This window comes from Sphingomonas anseongensis, from assembly GCF_023516495.1.
Lineage (GTDB): Bacteria > Pseudomonadota > Alphaproteobacteria > Sphingomonadales > Sphingomonadaceae > Sphingomicrobium > Sphingomicrobium anseongensis.
In genome coordinates this window covers 2033282-2054490 of record NZ_JAMGBC010000001.1, presented here as the reverse complement: position 1 = coordinate 2054490, position 21209 = coordinate 2033282, and the positions used below count along the sequence as shown (strand labels likewise).

The window sequence follows — 21209 nt, the reverse complement described above, 5'->3', positions numbered from 1 at the left end:
GTTACGATCCGCCCTTAATGCCAGCGCAGGCGGCCGCGGCGGAATCGATTGCCGTCGCCGCCCCGGCAAGAGCGTAATGCTCGACTGTCCGACGGCCCGAAGAATCGCGATATTCGATCCTCATGCCCGTGCCGTAGCGTGCGGCGTCGAGCAGGCCCGCCTGCTGGTCAGGGCTTCGGCTCCACGCCCATTGGCCGTTAGCGCCAAGCAGGAACGGCTCTGTGCCGATCGTCGCCATCACCGCAGCTCCGGTGCGGGCCGGCCGGCCGAGATGGACGTAGAATTGGCCCTGGCGGGCGCCAGCCCGGTCGAATGCGAAGCCGGCGAAAGGCTCCGTGTTGCGCTTGGCCCACAGCGCCTTCGATCGGGCTTCGCAGCGGACGCCGAAATCGATCGCGGCCCAATTGCCCCCCGCAAAGAGGATGCGCGCTGCGTCGGCCTGCGTGGCTGCAGCGGACAGGGACAAGGCTATGAGGATGAAACGCATCTGTATCGACCCTAGCGCAGGCCGCTGACCGCCGGAACCGCAACGTTCACCGCTTTGCAACCAGCCGCATTGTTATTGGACCGGATGAGACTATCTTTGTGACAGAGGCGTTTTTGCCTCGGCGAGACGTGAGAACGAGACGAGAATGAACGAGAAGAAGCCCGCCAACCCCTGGGTCAAGAGCCTTCTGATCTGGGTCGGAATCCTCTTCGGACTCGTCCTGTTCGTCCAGATGATCGGCGGCGGGTCCCGAGCAGCGGCCGGCCAGGCGATCGCTTATTCCGATTTCATCCGCCAGGTCGACGAGGGCAACGTTCGCTCAGTCACGATGACCAGCACAGCGGATCGCAACAGCCTGATCAGCGGCCGACTGGCCGACGGCAACGCGTTCAGCACCACCGCGCCGGGCGACGCCCAGGTTTCGGCGAAGCTCATCGAAAAGGGCGTCGACGTCCAGGTGAAGTCGGACGAAGGCTCCAGCATCTGGTTGCTGATGCTCTACAATTCGCTCCCGCTTCTCCTGATCATCGGGATCAGCTTCTTCGTGATGCGCCAGATGCAGAAGAATGCAGGCTCCGGGGCCATGGGTTTCGGCAAGAGCCGCGCGCGAATGCTCACCGAGAAGCAGGGCCGGGTCACCTTCGCCGACGTCGCGGGCATCGACGAGGCTCGGGAGGAGCTCCAGGAGATCGTCGAATACCTCAAGGACCCGGGCAAGTTCGCCCGCCTCGGCGGCAAGATTCCCAAGGGCGCTCTGCTGGTCGGCTCGCCGGGTACCGGCAAGACCCTCCTCGCCCGCGCGATCGCGGGTGAAGCGGGCGTGCCCTTCTTCACCATCTCCGGATCGGATTTCGTCGAGATGTTCGTCGGCGTCGGCGCGAGCCGAGTCCGCGACATGTTCGACCAGGCCAAGAAGAGCGCTCCGTGCATCGTCTTCATCGACGAGATCGATGCCGTCGGCCGTCATCGCGGCGCCGGGCTCGGCAACGGCAACGACGAGCGCGAGCAGACGCTCAACCAGCTTCTGGTCGAGATGGACGGCTTCGAGGCGAACGAAGGCATCATCATCATCGCCGCGACCAACCGTCCAGACGTGCTCGACCCGGCGCTTCTGCGTCCCGGCCGCTTCGATCGGCAGGTGGTCGTCCCGCGTCCCGACATCGACGGACGCGAGAAGATCCTCGGCGTGCACATGAAGAAGGTGCCGCTGGCACCCGACGTCGATCCGCGAGTCATCGCCCGCGGTACTCCGGGCTTCTCCGGCGCCGACCTCGCCAACCTGGTCAACGAAGCCGCCTTGCTTGCAGCCCGAAAGGGCAAGCGCCTCGTCGCGATGCACGAGTTCGAGGAGGCCAAGGACAAGGTGATGATGGGCACCGAGCGCAAGTCCATGGTCATGACAGAGGACGAGAAGCGGATGACGGCCTATCACGAGGCCGGGCACGCGATCGTCGCTCTCCACGAGGAAGCGTCGGACCCGATCCACAAGGCGACGATCATCCCGCGCGGCCGAGCGCTGGGAATGGTCATGCGCCTGCCGGAGCGCGACAATTATTCGTACCACCGCGACAAGATGTACGCGAACCTGGCAGTCGCCATGGGCGGCCGCGTCGCCGAGGAAATCGTCTTCGGCCACAACAAGGTCAGCTCGGGCGCCGCGTCCGACATCCAGTATGCGACCGGCCTCGCCCGCGACATGGTAACTCGCTGGGGCCTGTCCGACGCGCTCGGACCGCTTCAGTACGCCGAGCCCGACGAAGAAGTGTTCCTCGGCTATTCGGTCAACCGCACCCGGCAGATGTCGGACCAAACTGCGCAGCTGATCGACAAGGAAATCCGGCGCATCGTCGACGAGGCGTTCGAAAAGGCGAAGACCTGCCTCAACAAGAACCGCGAGCAGCTCGAGATCCTTGCCCAGGCGCTTCTGGAATATGAAACCCTGAGCGGCGACGAGATCAAGACTCTGATGGACGGCGGCACGATCGACCGCGGAGGCAAGGCCGGGCCGACGATCCCGATCGCAGGCTCTTCGATCCCGAAGGCAACGCGCAAGGCTCGCCCGCTCGGCGGACCTGCCACCGCCGGCGCCTGAACAGCCGACGCGCCCATGTTGAAGCGTGTTTTCCTTGGCGCGCTGTTGCTCGCTGTCCCAGCTCTCGCAAACGCCCAGACGATGAACGCCGAACAGTTCCACCAGACTGCGACGGCTCTCCAGAAAAAGGGGGCGATGGCGGTGTTCTCGATGGGCAAGGTGAAGGCGCTGATGGCGGAAGGAAAGGCTGCGGCCGACAAGGCGCGGCAAGCCCGCGTTGCGGCGATCGCCTCCGGCAAGAAGCCGCGTTACTGCCCGCCGGATGGGCCGCAGGCCATGCCATCTTCGGAGTTCATGGCGCGGCTCTCGGCCATTCCCCCCGCTGAGCGGGCGCATATCGACATGACCGAGGCCATGAACCGAATCCTCGAGCGCAAGTTTCCCTGCAAGTCTTGAGCGGCGTCGCAGCCGCTATTCGAACGCCCCTATCCCCACGAGCAGGCTCACGAACATGCTGATCGCGATGAACGCGAAGATTGTCAGCGCAATAGTTCGCCAGAGCGCGCCCCACGTCCCGACGCCGTAGGCGCCGCGCAGCTGCCTGAACATGTGGACGGGAGGCACGAACCAAGCGATGCTCGCCAGCGCGTTCGAGACCAGACCCACGACGCTTGCGGTCACCAGCAGGAGCATCATGAAGCTCAGCGAATAGGTCACGAACACCGTATGGTCGTACAGCCGGAACCGACGACTGAAGGGAAACAGCATCCAGACGAAGGGCACGGAGATCGGGATCAGGGCCCAGCTGAATTTATAGGCGTTCGTCTTGATCTTGTAGAGCACGAGCTCGGGGTTCTTCTTTGCCTTGGCCATCGCATCGCCGAGCCAGCCGCTCATCTCGAGTCCGTTGATCGTGAGTGGCTCCGTCGGGATCTTCGTGTCCTTGATCATCTCCAGCGCGGCCATTTCCTGACGCAGGTCGGTGATGCGGGCATCGACCTTGGCGGTCGGCTGGCCCGCCTTTTCGAGCTGCGACCGCTCTTCGTTGAGCTTCTGAAGTTTCGCCTTGTCGGCTCGCAGCTCCTCCGCCAGATCCTGCTTGGCAGCCACTGGTCCGCTCCCGAACCTCGACCCCGTCAGGCCCATCACCGCGAAGGTCAGGAACACGCAGAACAAGAACAAGGCGATCGGAGAGACGAAGCGCGCGCGCTGTCCGTCGATGTAGCCGCGGGTAAGCTCGCCGGGCCTCCACGCGAGCATCGGAAGCGTGCGCCAGATCTTGCCTTCGAAGTGGAGCACTCCGTGCAGGAAGTCGTGGAAGAAGGCGGTAAGGGTCCGATGGACGTGCGCGTGCTGCCCGCACTGGTAGCAATAGGGTCCGGACAGCGGAGTCCCACAATTCAAGCAAGCGGTCTCTTGCGTGTGGCCCGCCTCTCCAGCCTTAGGCTCGACCGCGCGGCCCACGACCCCGCCCGTTATCGCATCGCCGATTGCTTCAAGGTCCGGCATCGTTCCCCCGTCGTCTGGCTCCACATTATGCGGCTAGGCGGCGCCGTGCTAGCCACTGCGGAATGAAGCGCATCGGGCTTCTCGGCGGCTCGTTCAATCCCGCCCATGAGGGGCACAAGCAGCTAAGCCTGGCGGCTATCGACGCGCTTGGTCTTGATGAGGTTTGGTGGCTGGTCTCTCCGGGAAACCCGTTGAAAGAAGGCGCATCCGACATGGCGCCGTTCGAGGCGCGTCTCTCTTCAGCTCGGGAAATGGCTGCGGGGACGTCGATCAAGGCCAGCGACTTCGAGCTTCGTTCCGAGACCCGTTACACAATCGATACGTTGCAGGCGCTCATCCGGGATTGTCCTGGCAACCGGTTCATCTGGCTGATGGGCGCCGACACGATAGCCGAATTCCATCGTTGGAAAGACTGGCGCGGAATCGCGCAACTCGTTCCAATTGCAGTGCTTCCCCGCCCGGGTTATGATGAAGCTGCCCAAGCGGCGCGCGCTATGGGCTGGCTTTCGGCATTTGTCCGACCCGAAAGTCAGGCGAAATGCTGGACGGAATGGAGTCCACCGGCGATCTTGTTTCTTCGCCTGCCGACCAATCCGACCTCCGCTACAGCCTTACGTGCGCTCGACCCGAACTGGCACCGCCGCCCAGGATCCGGAAGTTCCGGAAGCCTCGGTGACGGCATTTCGCCTACCTAAGGAGACGCCTTGCCCGACCGTTCAGCAAAGACCGCCACAAACGGCCGTCCGCAAACCGACGTCGAACAGCTTCACAAGCTCGTTCTTACTTCGCTCGATGACGATCAGGCAGTGGAGGTCGTGTCGATCCCGCTAGAGGGCAAGTCCAACATCGCCGACCATATGGTCATCGCCTCTGGCCGATCCACCCGTCAGGTGGCGTCGATGGCGGCCAAGCTTGCCGAGCGCATCAAGCAACAGTTCGGCAAAAATGTGCGAATCGAAGGGCTGCCGGCAGCTGACTGGGTGCTCATCGATGCGGACGATGTGATCGTCCATCTTTTCCGGCCCGAGGTAAGAAGTTTTTACAATTTGGAGCGAATGTGGTCTTTTGGCGATGAAGCGGTAAGCGCAACTGCTCATGGTGGGTGAGGGTATGCGACGTTTAGGGATAGTGTTCTTCTTGCTGGCGTTCGTCGCTCAGCCCGCTGCGGCTGCGCCGGCGACCCTCATGGCAAGGCTCCAGAACGAGCTGTCGATGCTCGTCACGTCGAAGACCAGCGACGTCGGCGTCGCTGCCGTGGATTTGACGACGGGCGAGGCGGTCAGCGTTCGCGGCAACCAGCGCTATCCGATGGCGAGCACCGTCAAGGTCGCCGTCGCAGCCACCTATCTCGCTTATGTCGAAAAGGGTGACCGGTCACTCGACGACACGATCAGCGGCGTCTCCGCTGCCGCCTTGATGAGGCGGATGCTGGTCCACAGCGACAATCATGCGACGGACCTGCTGATCCGCGACCTCGGCGGACCGAGGACGGTTCAGAAGTGGCTCGACTGGCACAACGTCAAAGGACTGCGGATCGACCGCACGATCAACCAGCTGCTGACCGACAAGCGCGACCTGTACGATGAGCGCGATTCCGCTACGCCAATGGCGTTCGCCACTTTCCTGACCCGGCTCGACAAGGGCGAGCTTCTGCGTCCCTGGAGCAAGAATTACCTCCTGGACCTCATGGCGCAGTGCATGACTGGCCGGAACCGCATGAAGTCGCTGCTCCCCGACGGAACCCGGGTCGAGCACAAGACGGGAACTCTCAACGGCCTTACCGACGACGTTGGTTTCATCACCTTGCCGAACGGCCACCGGATTGCGGTAGCGATCTTCGCTCGCGGCGGGACAAATCGGCCCAACGCGATCGCCGAAGCGGCGAGGACGATTTACGACGGCTTCCTTTCCATCGTCGGCTGGCCGTACACGTCGGCTTCCGCCATCAGCGGGCGGTAGAGGGCCCCAAGGGCCCTCGTGCTCCTCCACATTCTCGCCAGGGGCAAGATCGGCAGATCTGCCGAGGCCGAGCTCGTCGAGCGTTACCTGAAGCGAATCTCCTGGCCGACGAAGCTCACCGAGCTCGCCGATGGAAGCCGCGCAGCGCCGGAGCTTCCCCCGAACAGCGTCTCCATCCTCCTTGATGAGCGCGGAACGGCGCTTAGCTCGACGCAACTTGCCCGCAAGCTGGAGGAATGGCGCGACTCCGGAAAGCGCGAGGCGCGCTTTTCGATCGGAGCTGCCGACGGGCACGGCGAAGCCGAGCGATCCAGCGCCGGCCTGCTGCTCTCGTTCGGCCCGGCGACCTGGCCGCACCTGCTCGTCCGGGCGATGCTGGCCGAGCAACTGTTCAGGGCGACGTCCATCCTTGCCAACCATCCCTATCACCGCGAAGGCTGAGCCATGGTTCGCGGCGCCGCAGCATTACTCCTCATCGCCGGGACCGCGGCGGTGGCGCCAAGCGCCCCGCGGACGGCCGAAACCTCGCCGGTCGAGCTCCAGCTTCGACAGGCGCGGAGCGAAGCGGCGGCCGCAAGCGCCCGGCAGCAGCGGCTGGAACAGGCGGCCACCCAGGCCCGCGACGAGGTCGCCCGCCTTCACGCGAGCCAGCTTGCGGCGGCAGAGGCGATCAGCGCAGCCGAAGCGGAGATCACGGCATCCGACGTGGCGGTGGATCTGGCGGAGGCGCAGCTCGAGCTTCAGCGGCGCCGGCTCGCCAGGGCCGAAGCCCCGGTAAGCTCGCTTCTGGGAGGGCTCGTCCTGTCAGCGCGGCGCCCGCCTTTGCTCCTGCTCGCAAACTCTCGGTCGGCCGACGAGCTGGTCAAGCTAAGGATCCTAATTGGGGCGACTGCTCCAGTGATCCGCGCGAAAACCGCGGCACTGAGGAACGAGCTTCGCCAGGGCGCGAAGCTCGAGCAGGCGGCGATCGCCGCCAGATCCGACCTCCGGAAGCGGCGCTCCCAGCTCGACCAGCGACGCAATGCCTTCGCTCAGCTCGAGAAGCGGGCCCTCGCCATGGCCAAGGAACGGGGATCGCAAGCGCTCGGCGCAGGAGACGTTGCAATCACCCGCGAGGAGCAGCTGGCCGACGTGCAGGCGAATGCCGCGTCAAAGCGCGAGGCTCAGAAGATTGCACAGGAGCTTGCCGAGCTTGGGCCGGTCCAGCTTCGCGGCCCTGGAGCGGCCCAGCGGCCGCCGATCCTCTACCGGCTCCCCGCCGAGGCCGCCGTCCTCGACGGGCTCGGCACCGTCAGCGCCAACGGTGTCCGGTCGCGCGGAATCCTGCTCGACACGCGCAGGGGCGCGGCGCTCGTCGCGCCGGCTTCCGGCACGATCCTCTTTGCCGGGCCATTCCGCGACTATGACGGAGTGATCATCATCGACCATGGCGGCGGATGGAAATCGGTGCTGGTCAACGCCGGTTCGAGGCTGTCGAAAGGCGCGACGATCGAAGCGGGCGAAGCGCTTGGGATCGCGCTGGGCCCGGTCGAAATACAGCTCCAGCACGACGGCCGCACAGTTTCGCCGGCTCTCATCGCAGGTTCATCTGCCCTGCTGTCAAATCGCTCCAAAGGCGGCTAAACACGGCTTCGACGCGACTCCCTAAGGCATTACTCATGAACGCTATTCACAAGCTGCTTCCACCGTTGGCGCTGGTTTCCGCGCTTGCCCTGGTGCCGGTCACCACGAGCTCGCTCGCTGCGGCGGACGTGGCCAATTACAATGAGCTCGAGAAGTTCATGAGCGTCTACGAGAGGGTGAAGGCCAATTACGTCGACAAGGTCGACGACCACACGCTCATCAAGGGCGCCATCGACGGCATGCTGTCGGCGCTCGATCCGCACTCTTCCTACGAAGAGGATGCGAGCTTCGACACGCTTCGTGCCACCACTGACGGCAATTACGGCGGCCTCGGGCTTACCGTCACGCTGGAAGACGGCATCGTGAAGGTCATCACTCCGACCGAGGACACGCCTGCGTGGCGGGCCGGGATCAAGTCGGGCGATTACATCACCCACATCGACGGCAACCTGGTTTACGGTGCCACGCTCGACGAGGCGGTCGACAAGATGAAGGGCGACCCCGGGACCACGGTCAAGCTGACCATCCTGCGCCCCGGCAAGGACAAGCCGTTCGACGTCTCTCTGATACGCGAAAAGATCCAGCTCCGGCCGGTGAAATGGGAGATCAAGGACGGGATCGCGATCATCGATATCAGCACCTTCTCGGGCAACTCGGCCGAAGAGACGAAGGCGGCGCTCGCGGCGGTCGACAAGGCGACCGGCGGCCACCCGCTTGGTTATATCCTCGACCTTCGCTCCAACCCCGGCGGCCTGCTCGACGCGGCGGTAGACATCAGCGACGCCTTCCTGGAGCGCGGCGAGATCGTTTCGCAGCGCGGGCGCGAGAAGACCGATATCGAGCGCTACTATGCGAAGCCGGGCGACATGGCCCACGGTCTTCCGATGATCGTCCTGGTCGATGCGGGCAGCGCATCGGCGGCCGAGATCGTCGCCGGCGCTCTCCAGGACCAGCGCCGTGCGCTCGTCATGGGTGAGACCAGCTTCGGCAAGGGCAGCGTACAGACCGTCGTCCAGACCGGCCCGAGGAGCGCGCTTCGGCTGACGACGGCGCGCTACTACACGCCTTCCGGCCGCTCGGTTCAGGCTGGCGGCATCACGCCGGACATCCCAGTCCCGCAGCTCACCGACCCGGATTACAAGAATCGCCCCGTTGTTCGCGAGGCGGACCTTCGCCGCCACCTGCTCGCCCAGGTGAAGGCCGACGACAAGCTGCTGGAACAGGACGATACGTCACAGGATCCGCGCTTCTCGGCGACCGCGGAGGAGCTAGCGAAGAAGGATATCAAGGACTTCCAGCTCTATTATGCGCTGAACACGCTCAAGCGCCTCGGTTCGCCGGCTTCCGTCGCGTCGCGCGGCGGCCAGTCGAAATCGCGTCGCTAGGGCCACTGGCCAGGTTGTGGCTGAAGCGGCGCTCGGGCGAGGGGAAGCTTTCGGGATGAACCGCTTCGACGCCGGGCGGCTGATCGCGTTGCTGTTGCCGCTTGCGCTCCTCGGCGGCGCGCTCGGCTCGCAATATATCGGCGGCCTTTACCCGTGCGAGATGTGCTGGTGGCAGCGTTATCCGCATGCAGCCGCAATCCTTCTGGCGGGTGGCGCCTTCACCGCTCCTGCCGCCTCTTCGCGAGCCCGGACGCTGACGCTGCTCGCTGCCCTCGCAATCGCCATTTCCGGAGCGATCGGGGTCTATCACGCCGGGGTCGAGCTTCAGATCTTCCAGGGCTTCACGACCTGTTCGACCACCGCCACCGCGACGTCGACGGAGGACCTCCTCAAGAAGTTGATGAAGGTGCCGCTGATCCGTTGCGACCAGGTGCAATGGTCGTTCCTCGGAATCTCGCTAGCCGGCTGGAATGCGATCTTCTCGCTGTCCGGCGCGGCCGTAATCGCCTGGCTGATGCTTGGCGGCAGGCGCTCGCGATGACGGGCCCCCGCCGTCCGGGACAGCGCCGAGCCGACACCGCCTCGATGCTTCGCGTCGACCAGGCCGGAGAATATGGAGCGACGCGGATTTACGCCGGGCAACTCGCCGTCCTTCGCCCAAGCTCACCGGCAGCGAAGCTCGTTTCGCGAATGGCGATGCAGGAGCAGCGGCATCTGAAGCGCTTCAACGCGCTCATGTCGAAGCGGTCGGTTCGGCCAACGCTCCTCCAGCCGCTGTGGAAGACCGCCGGTTTCGCTCTTGGAGCAGTCACCGCGTTGATGAGCGAAGAAGCTGCGATGGCCTGTACGGAAGCGGTCGAAACAGAGATCGACCGCCACTACGGGCAGCAGCTCGACGAGATCGGCGACGAAGACCCGGAGTTGGCGGCCGACATTGCGGAGTTTCGTGCCGAGGAGCTGGAGCATCGCGACACCGCTCGATCGGCGGGCGCGCAGCAGGCCGCGGGTTATCCTGTATTGACCGGTGCGATACGCGCGGCATGCCGTGTCGCAATCGGGTTGTCCAAGCGCATATGAAGGAACCCGGTTTGCGCATTAGCCGCTTTAGGCGTGAAAGGTTTGACCAATGACGAAGTTGCTGATTTCGCTCACGGCCGCGGCAAGCGCAGCGGGCATCGCCGCACTCTTCGCGGGGCCGGCGACCGCCCAGGACACCAGCGATTCCGACAAGATTGCCGAGATCATCGTTTACGGCAACGATCCCTGCCCTCGCTCGACCGAGGATGCGATCGTCGTCTGCGCCCGCAAGCCCGAAAGCGAGCGCTACCGGATCCCGGAGCGCTATCGCGAGGCCGGACCGCGGCAGACTCGCCAGAGCTGGGCACAGAAGGCGAAGAGCTTCGAATATGTCGGGCGGACTGGCATCCAAAGCTGCTCGGCAGTCGGTCCCGGAGGTTCCTCAGGGTGCCTGCAGAACATGATCGACCGCGCCAAGGCCGAGGCTCGCGAAGCTAGCGGGCAGGCCGTCCCACCGCCCGAATCTGCGCCTCCCGGCCCCGGCTATTAGGCAGCCCGCTCAGACCAGTTCGCGATACGCGTAGCGGTTGCGGATGTGCTTGTTGAAATAGACGCCCTTGGAAAAGGCCTCCCGCATCGCCTGAACCTCTTCCTCGGGCACCGCGGAATAGACGTAGCGACGGCCGGTCACGAACTCGATCGTCAGCTCCTCGCTGTCGGGCGAGTAAGTGAAACGCCGGATAACGGTCGAGGGCATGACGCCACAACGCGCAAAGGTGGCGAGCGGCTGCGCTAGTCTGCTTGCCGTCTCTCGGGCGCGGGGGCGAAGCTCCATTGCTCGCCGCCCGAGCAAACGACCCCGCGAAGCGTCGCCTTTCCTCCATTGGTGAGTGCGCCAACCAGCTGGTCGAGCTCGCGGCCCCGAAGCAGGTTTCCCCTGCCCTCGCTCGCCAGCCGCTCGACGCAGCGGGCCACAATCCGGCGGCGGATTTCCGCCGGTCCTGAAGGCCGGTAGGCGATGGACTGCTTGCGGGCGCTGACCTGCGTCTGCCACTCCAGATCCGCCGCCCATTCGAGCGCGTCGTCCGCGCGACCAAGATAGTCGGCGCTTCGGGCAATTCCCTCGGCGTCGACCCAGTCCGCACCGGCAATTCCACGCCGCACTCTCACCCGCTCGAACCGCTCGTCGGCATTGCTTGGATCCTGCGCCGGCACCAGCCCGGCGGAACGGCACAGCTCCTCCAGCTCGCTTCTCCGCCACTCCAGCAGCGGACGAACCAACCGGATTTTCGAGCCGGGCGTGGGAAGCTTCGCATCCGCGCGCATTCCGGCGAGTCCCCGCGCACCCGCGCCGCGGTTGAGGCGCATCAGGAGCGTCTCAACCTGATCGTCGAGATGGTGCGCGGTGGCGACCGTATTGAGGTGCCGTTCCACGGCCCAGCCATCGAGCAGCCGATAGCGCTCGTCCCTGGCGCGCTCCTGAAGTCCGGTCGCGGGCGTGGCCTTCCACTGCACCGTCAAAGTGGAGTGTGGCACCCCGAGCGCCCCGGAGACATGCGCGACCATCTCAGCTTCATCGCGGGCCTCCGGTCGCAGCGCGTGGTCGACGGTTGCCGCTTCGACGAGACCGGGGCGAGCAGCCGCTGCAAGGACGAGCATCGCGAGACTGTCGGGACCGCCCGATACTGCCAGCCCCAGCTTCTCTCCGGCCGGATGCAGGCGGTCGAGCCCGGCGGCGAAGCGGCCGACGAGCGCCGGATCAGGAGCAGCCGGCGTCAACCTTCCCTTTCGCGACCAGCGACTTGAGGTCGGGCCGGATGGAGGAGCCATAGACGTCCTCCAGCTCGCCATAGGCCTTGCATGCCTGCTGCGGCTGGTTGAGCTTCATCAGCGCCTGCCCGAGATAATAGAGGCTGTCCGGCGCTCGCTCACCCTTTGGATCCGAGCGGTAGTTGGCAAGAAGCGCCTCCGCTGCCGGGCGCGGCTGGCCGTTGTCGAGCATCGCCCGACCGATGAGGTTACGCGCGAAGCTGACGCGACGGTGCTTGGGGAATGCCGAGACGAAGGCGCGAAGCGCGGTGATGGCCTGGTCGTATTTGCCGTCCTCCCACAGGTGGAATCCCTGCGAATAAGCGTCCTCGCCGGGGTCGCTCGCGGCGCTGTCGGAATCCGCCGGCCTCGGCGGTAGCTCCGGGAGCGAAGCGGAAGCCGTCCGTGTCTTCGGCCGAGGTGCCTCCTCGACGGGTGCAGCCTCTGGCGGCGTCGTTTCTACGGTCTGCGGACCTGCGACCGGCCGCGACTCCAGGCTGCTGAGCCGCGAGTTCACATCGTTGCGAAGCGTCGTCACCTGCGATTCCAGCTCCGACACCCTGTGGCCGTTCATCTCGCCCTGGTTGATCAGCTGCTGCAGCTGCCGCTCAATCGTGTCGAGCCTCTGCTGGAGCTGCATCGCGGTCGCCTGGCTCGCCGCCACCTGCTGCTGGAGGATCAGGAGCTGCTGCTCGGCGCTGGGAGGCCGCTGCGCCAATGCCGGAGCGGCCGCAAGCGATACCGCAGCGACTCCTGAAAGAGCGATGCGCAACTTCGCGCTAATCATCTGAAAGTCCCCACCACTTGAATTCCAACACTTTGCCCGGGCGGAGCTTACGCGGCGATGAATCTATTGCGCCAGCGAATTTTGCGGCGCCGGGGGCGCGGGCTGCTGGACCGGTGCCGGCGCTGCCGGACCGCGCATCAGGTCTGTCGGAAGCAGGCTGACGTTGGATGTCACCTGCCCGGCCGGCCCGACCGGCGGAGCGACGGCCTGGCCCACCATGATCTTCAGAGCCTCTGGCGCACCGGCGCGGAGCAGCGGAGCCCTCGCGGTCGGTGGCACCTGGTAGTTCTGCCCCGGCTGGAGCATGCCCTCGAACAGGGTATTGCCCTGGTCGGTGATGCGGATCCACGCGGGCGCCGTTGCGCTGACAACCACCGGACCCTGCGCGGCCGCCGGTTGGGCCGGTGGCGGAGCCGTTGCAGCGACGGTTGGAGCTTGCGGTGTTGGCGCCTGGTTTGCAGTTGCCACGGGCTCCTCTGAGACTGAGCGGTTGCTTATCCAGGTGAAGGCCAGCACGATCACGAGGACCGCAACGATCGCGGAAAAAACGAGCCACTTGGGCATCGCCCGGGCCGGGTCCGCGGGCTCGAAATGCTCGACGGTCGAATTGTCGGTCCGCTGGCCGCCCATTTCGGAGCGAAGCTGCTCGCCGATCTCCGCGCGGTCGAGGCCGACCTTGCCGGCGTAGCTTTTGGCGAAGCCGATCGAATAGGTGGGGGCCGGAAGGCGATCCCAGTCCGCGGTTTCCAGGCTTTCCAGGTGGCGAAGCGGGATTCGCGTTTCGGCGGCTATGTCCTCGAGGCTGTAGCCCTTTTCCTCGCGAGCGACGCGAAGTCGTTCGCCGACCGAGGGAAGTTCCGCAGCTTCGAATTCCTCGTCCATTACTCACCCTTCAACCGACACCGGGGAATGTTGTCGAAGCCGCTCGGCGGACTGTCAACCACCAGCAGCCCTTTTCACCCCACGGCGACTCGGTGGCGCCGGGCCCAGTCGGTGAGCGCCCTGCGAATGTCGTTGGGCGGCCGCGCGAGCCAGTGGTCCATGCGCGCCCGGATTGCAGCGGCATCGAGCGACCGGACCATCGCCTTGATCGGGCCAACCGCAGCCGGAGTGATGGAAAAATTCTCCGCTCCGAGACCGATCAGGGCCATGCACTCGAGCGGGCGGCCGCTCATTTCCCCGCAGACCCTCAGCGGCTTCTCGCTTTCGCGCGCAGCGGTGATCACGCGCTTGAGGAAGCGAAGGATCGCCGGGCTCAGCCAGTCGTATCGCTCGGCGAGCCGGGGATCGCCGCGGTCCGCGGCGAACAGGAATTGAGTCAGGTCGTTGGTGCCGATTGAGATGAAATCGAGCCGCGGAAGGAGCTGGTCGAGCATCTCCGCGAGCGCCGGCACTTCCAGCATGGCGCCATATTCGATGAGCCTCGGAAGCGGGCGATTGCCCTGCTCCGCCCATTGCACCTGCGCTTCGAACAAAGCGCGCGCCTGCTCATATTCCCAAGGCTCCGAGACCATGGGGAACATGACCCGAAGAACCCGGCCGGCGGCGGCCTGGATCAAGGCGCGAGCCTGCGCCTTCATCAGTGTCGACCGGTCGAGCGACAGGCGAAGCGCTCGCCACCCCATCGACGGATTCTCCGCTTCTTCCCCGCCGCTGCTGAGGTAGGGAAGCGACTTGTCGCCGCCGATGTCGAGGGTGCGGAACACCACCGGCTTGTCGCCCGCAGCGTCGAGCACTTTCTTGTAGAGCCGGAGCTGGCTCTCGCGGCCGGGCATCGTCGCAGAAACCAGGAACTGGAATTCGGTCCGGAACAGGCCAATCCCGTCCGCACCCGTAAGCTCCAGCGATAACGCGTCCTCGGCAAGGCCCGCGTTGACCATCACACTGATCGGCACGCGATCGGTGGTTTCCGCCGGAAGCGACCGGATTGCCTCGAACTGCGCCCGTCGCTTCTGGCTGAGCGCCATCCGCTGGTCGAAGCTGGTCTGGAGGGGTCGTGAAGGGCGGATGAGGACACTTCCGTTGTCCCCGTCGACCAGGATCGTGTCGCCTTCCTCCACGGTGTGGCGGACATCCGAAAGGCGGCCGACGACCGGGACTCCCATCGCCCGGGCGACGATCGTCATGTGCGCGGTCAGCGATCCTTCTTCAAGGATCACCGCCTTCAGCCGGCGCCGGTCATATTCCAGCAGCTCGGCGGGGCCGAGGTTGCGGGCGACTAGGACAGTGTCGTGGGCAAGACCGGTCTGCGCCGCGGTCCCCATCCGGCCGGAAACGATCCGCATTAGGCGGTTCGACAGATCCTCGAGATCGTGCATCCGCTCCTGCAGCAGCGGATCGTCGATCTCCCGCATCCGGGCACGTGTGCGCTGCTGCACCCGCTCGATCGCCGCTTCGGCGGTCAGTCCGGAATCGATGGCTTCGTTGATCCGCCTCGACCAGCCTTCATCATAGGCGAACATCCGGTACGTCTCGAGGATCTCCGCATGCTCGCCGGTGGTCCCGAACTCCGCTTCGCGAGTCATGTTGTCGATCTGCTCGCGCATCTTGCGGAAGGCCCCGTAAACCCGGTCGCGTTCCGCCTCGACGTCCTCGGCGACGGTGTGCTCGACGGTGACCCGCGGCTCGTGGAACACCGCCTGGCCCTTGGCCATTCCTGCGACCAGCTTGAGGCCGCTGAGCCGAAGCGGGCCTGCGCTCCTCAGCCGCCGCCGACGCGCTCCGTCAACGAGGCGCGCGCCCGCGATCAGCTCCGACAGGACCATCGCCACGGTCTGAAGCGCCTCGATCTCCACGTCGGCGTAACGGCGTGGCTCGGCATGCTGGACGGACAGCACGCCGACCGGGCTCTCGCGGTAGATGATCGGTACGCCCGCGAAGCTGTGGAACCGTTCCTCGCCGGTTTCCGGCCGGTAGACGAACTCGGCGTCGCTCGCCGCTTCGGCCAGGTTGAGAATCCGCCCTTCCGCTGCGATGCTGCCGACCAGGCCTTCGCCCAGGTTCAGGCGCGTGACGTGGACCGCTTCCTTGCGGAGCCCGTGGGTCGCGAACAGCTCGAGCTTGTTGTCGCGAAGGAGGTAGATGGAGCAGACCTCGCTCTCCATCTTCCCGGCGACCAGGTCGACGACCTTGTCCAGCTTCGACTGCGCGGTCCCGCGCCCCGCCATCACCTCGTGAAGCCCGGTGAGGATCTCTCGAGCAGACGCGGCGGCGGTCAGCGGCATGGACGGAGCGCTACCAGATGCGCCGCATCCCTGTCACGCAGGAGGGAGAGTGCCGGCGCTCTCAGGTCAGCTCGAAGTGGACGTAGGGACAGATCGTCCAGTGATTTTGATGCTCGGGGAGATAATCGCACCCGAAGCCGCCATCATGACCGCTGTAATAGAAGTTGAGCGACACTTCCGTCACCACCACCCCGTTTGCCGGAACGCTGAGACCATCATGATGAAGATAATAGGTTTCCTTTGAGATCGGGATGTTCTGCGCCGAATCGAGGAAGAAGCCGCCCGATATCGACTCATCCCTCGCTTCTTGCCTGCCGCTGGGCTGGGCCGGCGCCTGCGTAGGCGGCTGGTTCCACCATTCCATCGCCGCCAATTCAGCGGTCACGATGACCCTCGCCTTCCCATTGGTGCTGCCGCCCCAGAATGGGCTGCGAATGAGACCGTTGTCCGCGGAAATTCGGCAAAAAGTGTCGATGATAAGCGCCGACTGGATATTGACCACGACGTCGCGTCCGGCATCGTTCTGCCAGAAGAAATAATAAGTAATCTGATCGTGCTGGTGGAAATCGCTGCCGAACTTTTCGTCGATCGTGAAGCTCGCCGCGCTCCATTCTTCGGACACCTCGGTGAAGACGAGGAAGGCGGCATTATTTCCGTTGCGAAAGTCCCAGACTGCAAAGGGCCGGCCGCGCAACGCCGGATCGACCAGTGGGGGCCCGATTTCGTGGATGCGGTCGTCCGGCTGGAATCGCCGAACATCCCGCCCGTGCCGCCCTCGCGCGCCGCCGCCCAGACGCTCGCGCTCGCGCTCTGCAATCTCTTTTTTTAGCGCGAAGATCGCGCCTTTCGCCTTTGAGACGTCGAATTCCGGCATAGCACCAGACCCATTGTCGAGGCCCGCGCACAATAGCGAATTTCCTACCGAACGGGAACGCTCGGCAGGTGGGCGCGAGGCTTCAGCCTCTGCTCTCCAACGCAGCGGCGGCCTCGTCGACCAGTTCCTGGATGATGTCGGCGACCGGCTCTTCCTTCTTCACCATCCCCACGGACTGGCCGGCCATCACCGAGCCAGTCTCGCAATCGCCGTCGATCACCGCGCGGCGGAGAGCGCCGGCCCAATAATGCTCGATCTGGAGCTGCGCCTCGGCCATTTCGATCGCCTGCTTGTCCAGCTGGTCGGCGACTTCGCGCTGCTTGGCGGCGAAACGCTCGGTCTCGGCATTCTTGAGCGCACGGACCGGGATCACGGGCAGCCTCGGATCAATCTGCACCGACAAGATCGCATCCCTCGCGGAGGCGCGGATGAAGGCCTTCTTGAAATTGGCGTGGGCGATGCTCTCGTTGGCGCAGACGAAACGGGTGCCGAGCTGGACTCCGACCGCGCCCATTTCGAGATAAGCGGCGATCGCCTCGCCGCGGCCGATCCCGCCGGCGATGAAGATCGGAATGTCGTGACAGACGTGCGGGAGGATTTCCTGCGCCAGAACCGAGGTCGAAACCGGGCCGATATGGCCGCCCGCCTCCATTCCCTCGATCACCAGCGCATCGACATTGGATCGCATCAGCTTTTTGGCGAGGCTGAGCGCTGGGGCGAAAGCCATGAGCTTGGCGCCGCTCGCCTTCACCTTGTCGATCGCCCAGCCGGGCGGGAGCCCGCCGGCGAGCACGATATGCCCGACCTCGTGCTTGACGCAGGTGTCGATCAGCTCATCGAGCTGCGGGTGCATGGTGATCAGGTTGACGCCGAACGGTTGAGTCGTGCGCGCCTTCGTCTCCGCGATTTCTGTGTCGAGAAGCTCGGGCGACATCGCTCCGCAGGCGATCACACCGAAGCCGCCAGCGTTGGAGATTGCGGAGACGAGATGGCGCTCCGAAACCCAGCTCATCGCTCCGCCCATGATCGCCCATTCGCAGCCGAGGAACTCGGTCCCGCGGTGCATCAGCTCCTTGAGCCGAGCGTGGCCTGCACTGGGGTGTACCGCGCGCGGATCGGCGATCAGGCCCTCGCCGCTCATGCCGCCTTCTCCGAATCCAGCCCGAAGGCGGTGTGCAGCACCCGGACCGCGAGCTCGATGTCGGCCTCGGCAACCAGGGCGCTGACCTTGATCTCCGATGTCGAGATCGCGAGCAGGTTGATCCGCTGTTCGGCGAGGGTTTCGAACATCTTCGCCGCGAGCTGCGGGTTCGACCGAATTCCAACGCCGACGATGCTGACCTTGGCGACGCCGTCGTCCGTCAGAAGTTCGCCGTAGCCGATCTCTTCCTTGCGCGCTTCGATCACCGACTGAGCCTGCGAAAGGCTCGATCGCGGGACGGTGAACGTGAGGTCGCTGGACTCGGCCGAAGGGGTCGCCGCGTGAACCACCATGTCGAAGCCGATCCCCGCCTCAGCCAGCGGACTGAGCACAGCAGCGACCGTCCCCGGCCTGTCGGCGATGTTTGTCAGCGTCAGCCGGGCCTCGTTCCGGTCGGCGGCGATGCCCGCGATCTGGTTCCTCTCCATATCTGCTCCTGAAAGCTCGGCGACCACGCGCGTTCCTGGCACATCTTCGAAGGCCGAGAGCACGCGAAGCGGCAAATTCTCGCGCATCGCCAGCCCCACCGATCGCGGCTGAAGCACTTTGGCCCCAACGCCGGCAAGCTCCAGCATTTCCTCGAACGTGATGGCATCGAGCTTCCGCGCTTTGGGGACGATGCGCGGGTCGGTCGTGTAGACTCCGTCGACGTCGGTGTAGATGTCGCAGCGGTCGGCCTTCAGCCCCGCGGCGATGGCGACCGCGCTCGTGTCGGATCCGCCGCGGCCCAGCGTAGCCAGCCGCCCCTCGTCCGAAACGCCCTGGAAGCCGGGAATGACGGCGACCGTGCCGCCGCTCAGCGCTTCGTCGAGAAGCGCAGATTCCACCGCATCGACGCGCGCGTTGCCGTGCACGCCCGATGCCTTGACCAGCTGCCAGCCCATGAAGCTTCTCGCCTTGGCGCCCATGTTCTGAAGCGTCATCGCGAGGAGCCCGGCGGTGACCTGCTCGCCGCTGGCGACGACGACGTCATATTCCTTCGAATCATGAAGGGCGGCGGCCTCGCGGCAAAGCTGGACCAGCCGGTCCGTCTCGCCGGCCATCGCAGAGACAACGACGAGTACCTCGTTCCCGGCCTCAGCCTCGCGAAGGACGCGCTGGGCAACGTTTCGGATACGCTCGATGCCGGCCATCGACGTGCCGCCGAACTTCATCACGATGCGCGGCTTTTGGCGGGCCATCGTTGGCGCTCTTAGCTGCTGTCGCCCGCCGTGCAACCGGTGACCCAGTCAGGAATGGAATCCGCGGCAATCATCGCCTCTACGTCCACCCGAGGCCTGACCACAGCCCACCGGTCGCCGTGAACCAGTACTTCGGGCGTCAGCGGCCGCGAATTGTAGGTGCTCGACATGGTCGCGGCATAAGCCCCCGCGGTCCGGAAAACGACGAGGTCGCCCGCCCCCACCTTGTCCATGCTTCGGGCAGTCGCGAACGTGTCGCCGGTCTCGCAAACCGGGCCGACGACGTTCGCCGTCCAGGTCTCGGCGTTCGGCCGCACCGCATCGATCTTGTGCCACGCTTCGTACAGCGCCGGACGCATGAGGTCGTTCATCGCCGCATCGACGATGACGAAAGGATGTTCGGCCCCCGGCTTCACACGGATCACCCGCGACAGCAGGACGCCGGCGCTAGCGACGATCAGGCGGCCGGGCTCAAAGAGCAGGCGAGCGTCCCAGCCGCTGGTGGCGCGCCTTACCATCGCAGCATAGTCCTCCGGCTTTGGCGGCGGCGGTAGGTCCGGGTTGTAGGGAACGCCCAGTCCCCCGCCGAGATCGGCGGTGGCGATCAGGTGGCCGTTCGACCGAAGCTGCGCGATCAATTCGCCGATCTTGGCGAACGCTTCCTCGAGCGGCTCAAGGCTTGCTAGCTGGCTTCCGATGTGGACCGCAACGCCCTGGATGTTGAGGCCGGGAAGCTTGGCCGCGCCGGCATAGATTTCGGCAGCGTCACCGATCGGGATTCCGAACTTGTTCTCGGCGGCGCCGGTGGTGATCTTCGCATGACCGCCTGCACCCACGGCAGGGTTCACTCGAAAGGCGATGGGAGCGGTCAGCCCCATCTGAGTCGCGACCGTCGACAGAGTCTCGGCTTCCTCGAAGGATTCCACGTTGAACTGGAACAGCCCGCCCGAAAGCGCGAGGGCCATCTCCGCCTCGGTCTTGCCGACGCCTGAAAAGACGATCTTGTCAGGCGCCACGCCTGCAGCGCGTGAACGGCGATACTCGCCTCCCGACACCACGTCCGCGCCGAGCCCGGCCGCCGCCAGCGTCGCCACGACCGCCGCGTTGGAGTTGGCCTTCACCGCATAAGCAATCAGCGGATTGTCGACGCCCTCCAGCGCATCCGCCAGGCCAGCCGCGTTCCGGCACATGGCGTATGTCGAATAGACATAGACCGGCGTTCCCACCGCGGCGGCGATTTCGGCGAGCGAAACCTCCTCGCAATGAAGCTCGCCGTCCCTGATCCGGAAATCATCCACCCTGCCTCAACGCACGCGTCGCTTTTACTTTGCAAGCGTTGGGGGCAAGGAGGCCTTATGGTCGAGACAGGATCGAGCATCGTTGCCGACGAGGTGGAGCGTTTCGCAGCGCTCGCCGGCGACTGGTGGGATCCCGACGGCGCCTCGGCGATGCTGCACAAGCTCAACCCGGTGCGCCTCGCCTACATCCGCGACCAAGTGGACCAGCATTGGTCGCTCGACGAGTGCAGCCTCAAGCCGCTCACAGGCAAGAGCGCGTTGGACGTCGGTTGCGGCGCTGGGCTTCTTGCCGAACCGCTCGCGAGGCTTGGAGCGAAGGTCACCGCAGTCGATGCTGCGCCAGGGCTGATCGCCGCCGCCGAGCTTCACGCGCGCGGCCAGGGACTCGACATCGACTATCGAGTCGCAGCGGTTGAAGAGCTTACGGGGGCGTTCGATCTCGTCACCTCGCTGGAGGTCGTCGAGCATGTCGCGGAACCGGCGGCATTCATTCGCGCGCTCGCCGCGCGACTGGCTCCCGGCGGGCTTCTCATTTTGTCGACTCCCAACCAGACCGCCTTGTCGAGGCTGCTCATGGTCGGTGCTGCCGAAGCGTTCGGAGCAATTCCCAAAGGCACCCACGACTTCGACAAGTTCATCGGGCCCGACCGGATGAAGCTCCTGCTTGCCGAAGCGAGTCTGAAGTGCATCGACGTCGAGGGAATCGCATGGTCGCCGACCCGCGGCCTTCACCTGAGCGACGACATTCGCCTGAATTATCTCGTCACCGCGATCCACGCCTGATCGTTCAGCCGGCGTTGTTCGTGCGCTGTCAGGATCCCCG

At 65.1% G+C, this 21209-nt stretch carries 23 protein-coding genes; 12 read left to right on the top strand and 11 right to left on the bottom strand.

The features are described from left to right. Position 1 precedes the first annotated feature (1 nt). Positions 2-487, bottom strand: a complete 486-nt coding sequence (locus LZ519_RS10590; RefSeq protein ID WP_249868638.1) for a hypothetical protein — start codon at positions 485-487, stop codon at positions 2-4. Between the two features lie 145 nt (positions 488-632). Here LZ519_RS10590 and ftsH point away from each other — a divergent pair, with 145 nt between their 5' ends. Together ftsH and LZ519_RS10580 are read left to right on the top strand one after the other, a co-directional pair. Continuing rightward, positions 633-2579 (top strand): ATP-dependent zinc metalloprotease FtsH, encoded by a 1947-nt coding sequence (gene ftsH / locus LZ519_RS10585; RefSeq protein WP_249868637.1) that lies wholly within the window; start codon positions 633-635, stop codon positions 2577-2579. A 15-nt stretch (positions 2580-2594) separates the two neighbouring features. Continuing rightward, on the top strand, positions 2595-2975 hold the full coding sequence (locus LZ519_RS10580) for a hypothetical protein (RefSeq protein ID WP_249868636.1): 381 nt from the start codon (positions 2595-2597) through the stop codon (positions 2973-2975). A gap of 15 nt (positions 2976-2990) precedes the next feature. On the opposite strand, the gene LZ519_RS10575 is transcribed toward LZ519_RS10580, so the two are convergent. Further along, entirely contained in the window at positions 2991-4028 is a 1038-nt protein-coding gene (locus LZ519_RS10575; protein WP_249868635.1) for a DUF3667 domain-containing protein, read from the bottom strand. Positions 4029-4090: 62 nt separating this feature from the next. On the opposite strand from LZ519_RS10575, the gene LZ519_RS10570 reads away from it, so the two are divergent. From LZ519_RS10570 to LZ519_RS10530, 9 genes are read left to right on the top strand one after another with little or no spacing between them, the layout of a single operon-like run. Further along, complete coding sequence (locus tag LZ519_RS10570) at positions 4091-4723, top strand: nicotinate-nucleotide adenylyltransferase (protein ID WP_249868634.1); 633 nt, start codon at positions 4091-4093, stop codon at positions 4721-4723. A gap of 9 nt (positions 4724-4732) precedes the next feature. After that, positions 4733-5134, top strand: coding sequence for a ribosome silencing factor (gene rsfS, locus LZ519_RS10565; RefSeq protein WP_249868633.1), 402 nt, complete (start codon positions 4733-4735; stop codon positions 5132-5134). Between the two features lie 22 nt (positions 5135-5156). Then, entirely contained in the window at positions 5157-5987 is an 831-nt protein-coding gene (locus LZ519_RS10560; protein WP_249868632.1) for a serine hydrolase, read from the top strand. 18 nt (positions 5988-6005) lie between these two features. Further along, positions 6006-6428, top strand: a complete 423-nt coding sequence (locus LZ519_RS10555; RefSeq protein ID WP_249868631.1) for a 23S rRNA (pseudouridine(1915)-N(3))-methyltransferase RlmH — start codon at positions 6006-6008, stop codon at positions 6426-6428. Between the two features lie 3 nt (positions 6429-6431). After that, positions 6432-7610: a murein hydrolase activator EnvC family protein gene (locus LZ519_RS10550; RefSeq protein WP_249868630.1), complete on the top strand. Its 1179-nt coding sequence runs from the start codon at positions 6432-6434 to the stop codon at positions 7608-7610. Between the two features lie 35 nt (positions 7611-7645). After that, on the top strand, positions 7646-8995 hold the full coding sequence (locus LZ519_RS10545) for a S41 family peptidase (RefSeq protein WP_249868629.1): 1350 nt from the start codon (positions 7646-7648) through the stop codon (positions 8993-8995). A gap of 55 nt (positions 8996-9050) precedes the next feature. After that, a complete protein-coding gene (locus tag LZ519_RS10540; protein ID WP_249868628.1) occupies positions 9051-9536 on the top strand; it encodes a disulfide bond formation protein B in 486 nt (161 codons plus the stop codon). Beyond that, the gene (locus LZ519_RS10535; protein ID WP_249868627.1) at positions 9533-10072 is read left to right on the top strand and encodes a demethoxyubiquinone hydroxylase family protein; all 540 of its coding nucleotides are present in this window, start codon (positions 9533-9535) and stop codon (positions 10070-10072) included. Before LZ519_RS10540 ends, LZ519_RS10535 begins: the two co-directional genes overlap by 4 nt. A gap of 49 nt (positions 10073-10121) precedes the next feature. Further along, positions 10122-10562 (top strand): hypothetical protein, encoded by a 441-nt coding sequence (locus LZ519_RS10530; protein ID WP_249868626.1) that lies wholly within the window; start codon positions 10122-10124, stop codon positions 10560-10562. Positions 10563-10571: 9 nt separating this feature from the next. Here the strand turns inward: LZ519_RS10530 and LZ519_RS10525 are convergent, their stop codons facing one another. The 9 genes from LZ519_RS10525 to lysA form a co-directional block, all read right to left on the bottom strand. After that, entirely contained in the window at positions 10572-10769 is a 198-nt protein-coding gene (locus LZ519_RS10525; protein ID WP_249868625.1) for a KTSC domain-containing protein, read from the bottom strand. A gap of 35 nt (positions 10770-10804) precedes the next feature. After that, the gene (gene tilS, locus LZ519_RS10520; protein WP_249868624.1) at positions 10805-11791 is read right to left on the bottom strand and encodes a tRNA lysidine(34) synthetase TilS; all 987 of its coding nucleotides are present in this window, start codon (positions 11789-11791) and stop codon (positions 10805-10807) included. Then, positions 11772-12608, bottom strand: a complete 837-nt coding sequence (locus tag LZ519_RS10515) for a tetratricopeptide repeat protein (protein WP_249868623.1) — start codon at positions 12606-12608, stop codon at positions 11772-11774. Before LZ519_RS10515 ends, tilS begins: the two co-directional genes overlap by 20 nt. 63 nt (positions 12609-12671) lie before the next feature. Then, positions 12672-13490, bottom strand: coding sequence for a helix-turn-helix domain-containing protein (locus LZ519_RS10510; RefSeq protein WP_249868622.1), 819 nt, complete (start codon positions 13488-13490; stop codon positions 12672-12674). A gap of 74 nt (positions 13491-13564) precedes the next feature. Further along, positions 13565-15832: a phosphoenolpyruvate--protein phosphotransferase gene (gene ptsP, locus LZ519_RS10505; RefSeq protein ID WP_249868621.1), complete on the bottom strand. Its 2268-nt coding sequence runs from the start codon at positions 15830-15832 to the stop codon at positions 13565-13567. 61 nt (positions 15833-15893) lie between these two features. Next, on the bottom strand, positions 15894-16706 hold the full coding sequence (locus LZ519_RS10500) for a hypothetical protein (protein WP_249868620.1): 813 nt from the start codon (positions 16704-16706) through the stop codon (positions 15894-15896). An 82-nt stretch (positions 16707-16788) separates the two neighbouring features. Then, entirely contained in the window at positions 16789-17847 is a 1059-nt protein-coding gene (locus tag LZ519_RS10495; protein WP_249868619.1) for an NAD(P)H-dependent flavin oxidoreductase, read from the bottom strand. After that, positions 17844-19088 carry an aspartate kinase gene (locus tag LZ519_RS10490; protein WP_249868618.1) on the bottom strand — a complete coding sequence of 415 codons (1245 nt, stop codon included), beginning with the start codon at positions 19086-19088 and terminating at the stop codon, positions 17844-17846. Before LZ519_RS10490 ends, LZ519_RS10495 begins: the two co-directional genes overlap by 4 nt. Before the next feature lie 11 nt (positions 19089-19099). Further along, positions 19100-20386, bottom strand: a complete 1287-nt coding sequence (lysA, locus tag LZ519_RS10485) for a diaminopimelate decarboxylase (RefSeq protein ID WP_249868617.1) — start codon at positions 20384-20386, stop codon at positions 19100-19102. Between the two features lie 57 nt (positions 20387-20443). Between lysA and ubiG the strand changes: the two genes are divergently transcribed. Beyond that, positions 20444-21169: a bifunctional 2-polyprenyl-6-hydroxyphenol methylase/3-demethylubiquinol 3-O-methyltransferase UbiG gene (gene ubiG / locus LZ519_RS10480; RefSeq protein ID WP_249868616.1), complete on the top strand. Its 726-nt coding sequence runs from the start codon at positions 20444-20446 to the stop codon at positions 21167-21169. The last annotated feature ends 40 nt before the right edge of the window (positions 21170-21209 follow it).

Coding starts and splice junctions, on each gene's coding strand:
- LZ519_RS10590 (WP_249868638.1), bottom strand. CDS start 487: ATGCGTTTCATCCTCATAGCCTTGTCCCTGTCCGCTGCAGCCACGCAG.
- ftsH (WP_249868637.1), top strand. CDS start 633: ATGAACGAGAAGAAGCCCGCCAACCCCTGGGTCAAGAGCCTTCTGATC.
- LZ519_RS10580 (WP_249868636.1), top strand. CDS start 2,595: ATGTTGAAGCGTGTTTTCCTTGGCGCGCTGTTGCTCGCTGTCCCAGCT.
- LZ519_RS10575 (WP_249868635.1), bottom strand. CDS start 4,028: ATGCCGGACCTTGAAGCAATCGGCGATGCGATAACGGGCGGGGTCGTG.
- LZ519_RS10570 (WP_249868634.1), top strand. CDS start 4,091: ATGAAGCGCATCGGGCTTCTCGGCGGCTCGTTCAATCCCGCCCATGAG.
- LZ519_RS10550 (WP_249868630.1), top strand. CDS start 6,432: ATGGTTCGCGGCGCCGCAGCATTACTCCTCATCGCCGGGACCGCGGCG.
- LZ519_RS10545 (WP_249868629.1), top strand. CDS start 7,646: ATGAACGCTATTCACAAGCTGCTTCCACCGTTGGCGCTGGTTTCCGCG.
- LZ519_RS10540 (WP_249868628.1), top strand. CDS start 9,051: ATGAACCGCTTCGACGCCGGGCGGCTGATCGCGTTGCTGTTGCCGCTT.
- LZ519_RS10535 (WP_249868627.1), top strand. CDS start 9,533: ATGACGGGCCCCCGCCGTCCGGGACAGCGCCGAGCCGACACCGCCTCG.
- LZ519_RS10530 (WP_249868626.1), top strand. CDS start 10,122: ATGACGAAGTTGCTGATTTCGCTCACGGCCGCGGCAAGCGCAGCGGGC.
- LZ519_RS10525 (WP_249868625.1), bottom strand. CDS start 10,769: ATGCCCTCGACCGTTATCCGGCGTTTCACTTACTCGCCCGACAGCGAG.
- LZ519_RS10515 (WP_249868623.1), bottom strand. CDS start 12,608: ATGATTAGCGCGAAGTTGCGCATCGCTCTTTCAGGAGTCGCTGCGGTA.
- LZ519_RS10510 (WP_249868622.1), bottom strand. CDS start 13,490: ATGGACGAGGAATTCGAAGCTGCGGAACTTCCCTCGGTCGGCGAACGA.
- ptsP (WP_249868621.1), bottom strand. CDS start 15,832: ATGCCGCTGACCGCCGCCGCGTCTGCTCGAGAGATCCTCACCGGGCTT.
- LZ519_RS10500 (WP_249868620.1), bottom strand. CDS start 16,706: ATGCCGGAATTCGACGTCTCAAAGGCGAAAGGCGCGATCTTCGCGCTA.
- LZ519_RS10495 (WP_249868619.1), bottom strand. CDS start 17,847: ATGAGCGGCGAGGGCCTGATCGCCGATCCGCGCGCGGTACACCCCAGT.
- LZ519_RS10490 (WP_249868618.1), bottom strand. CDS start 19,088: ATGGCCCGCCAAAAGCCGCGCATCGTGATGAAGTTCGGCGGCACGTCG.
- ubiG (WP_249868616.1), top strand. CDS start 20,444: ATGGTCGAGACAGGATCGAGCATCGTTGCCGACGAGGTGGAGCGTTTC.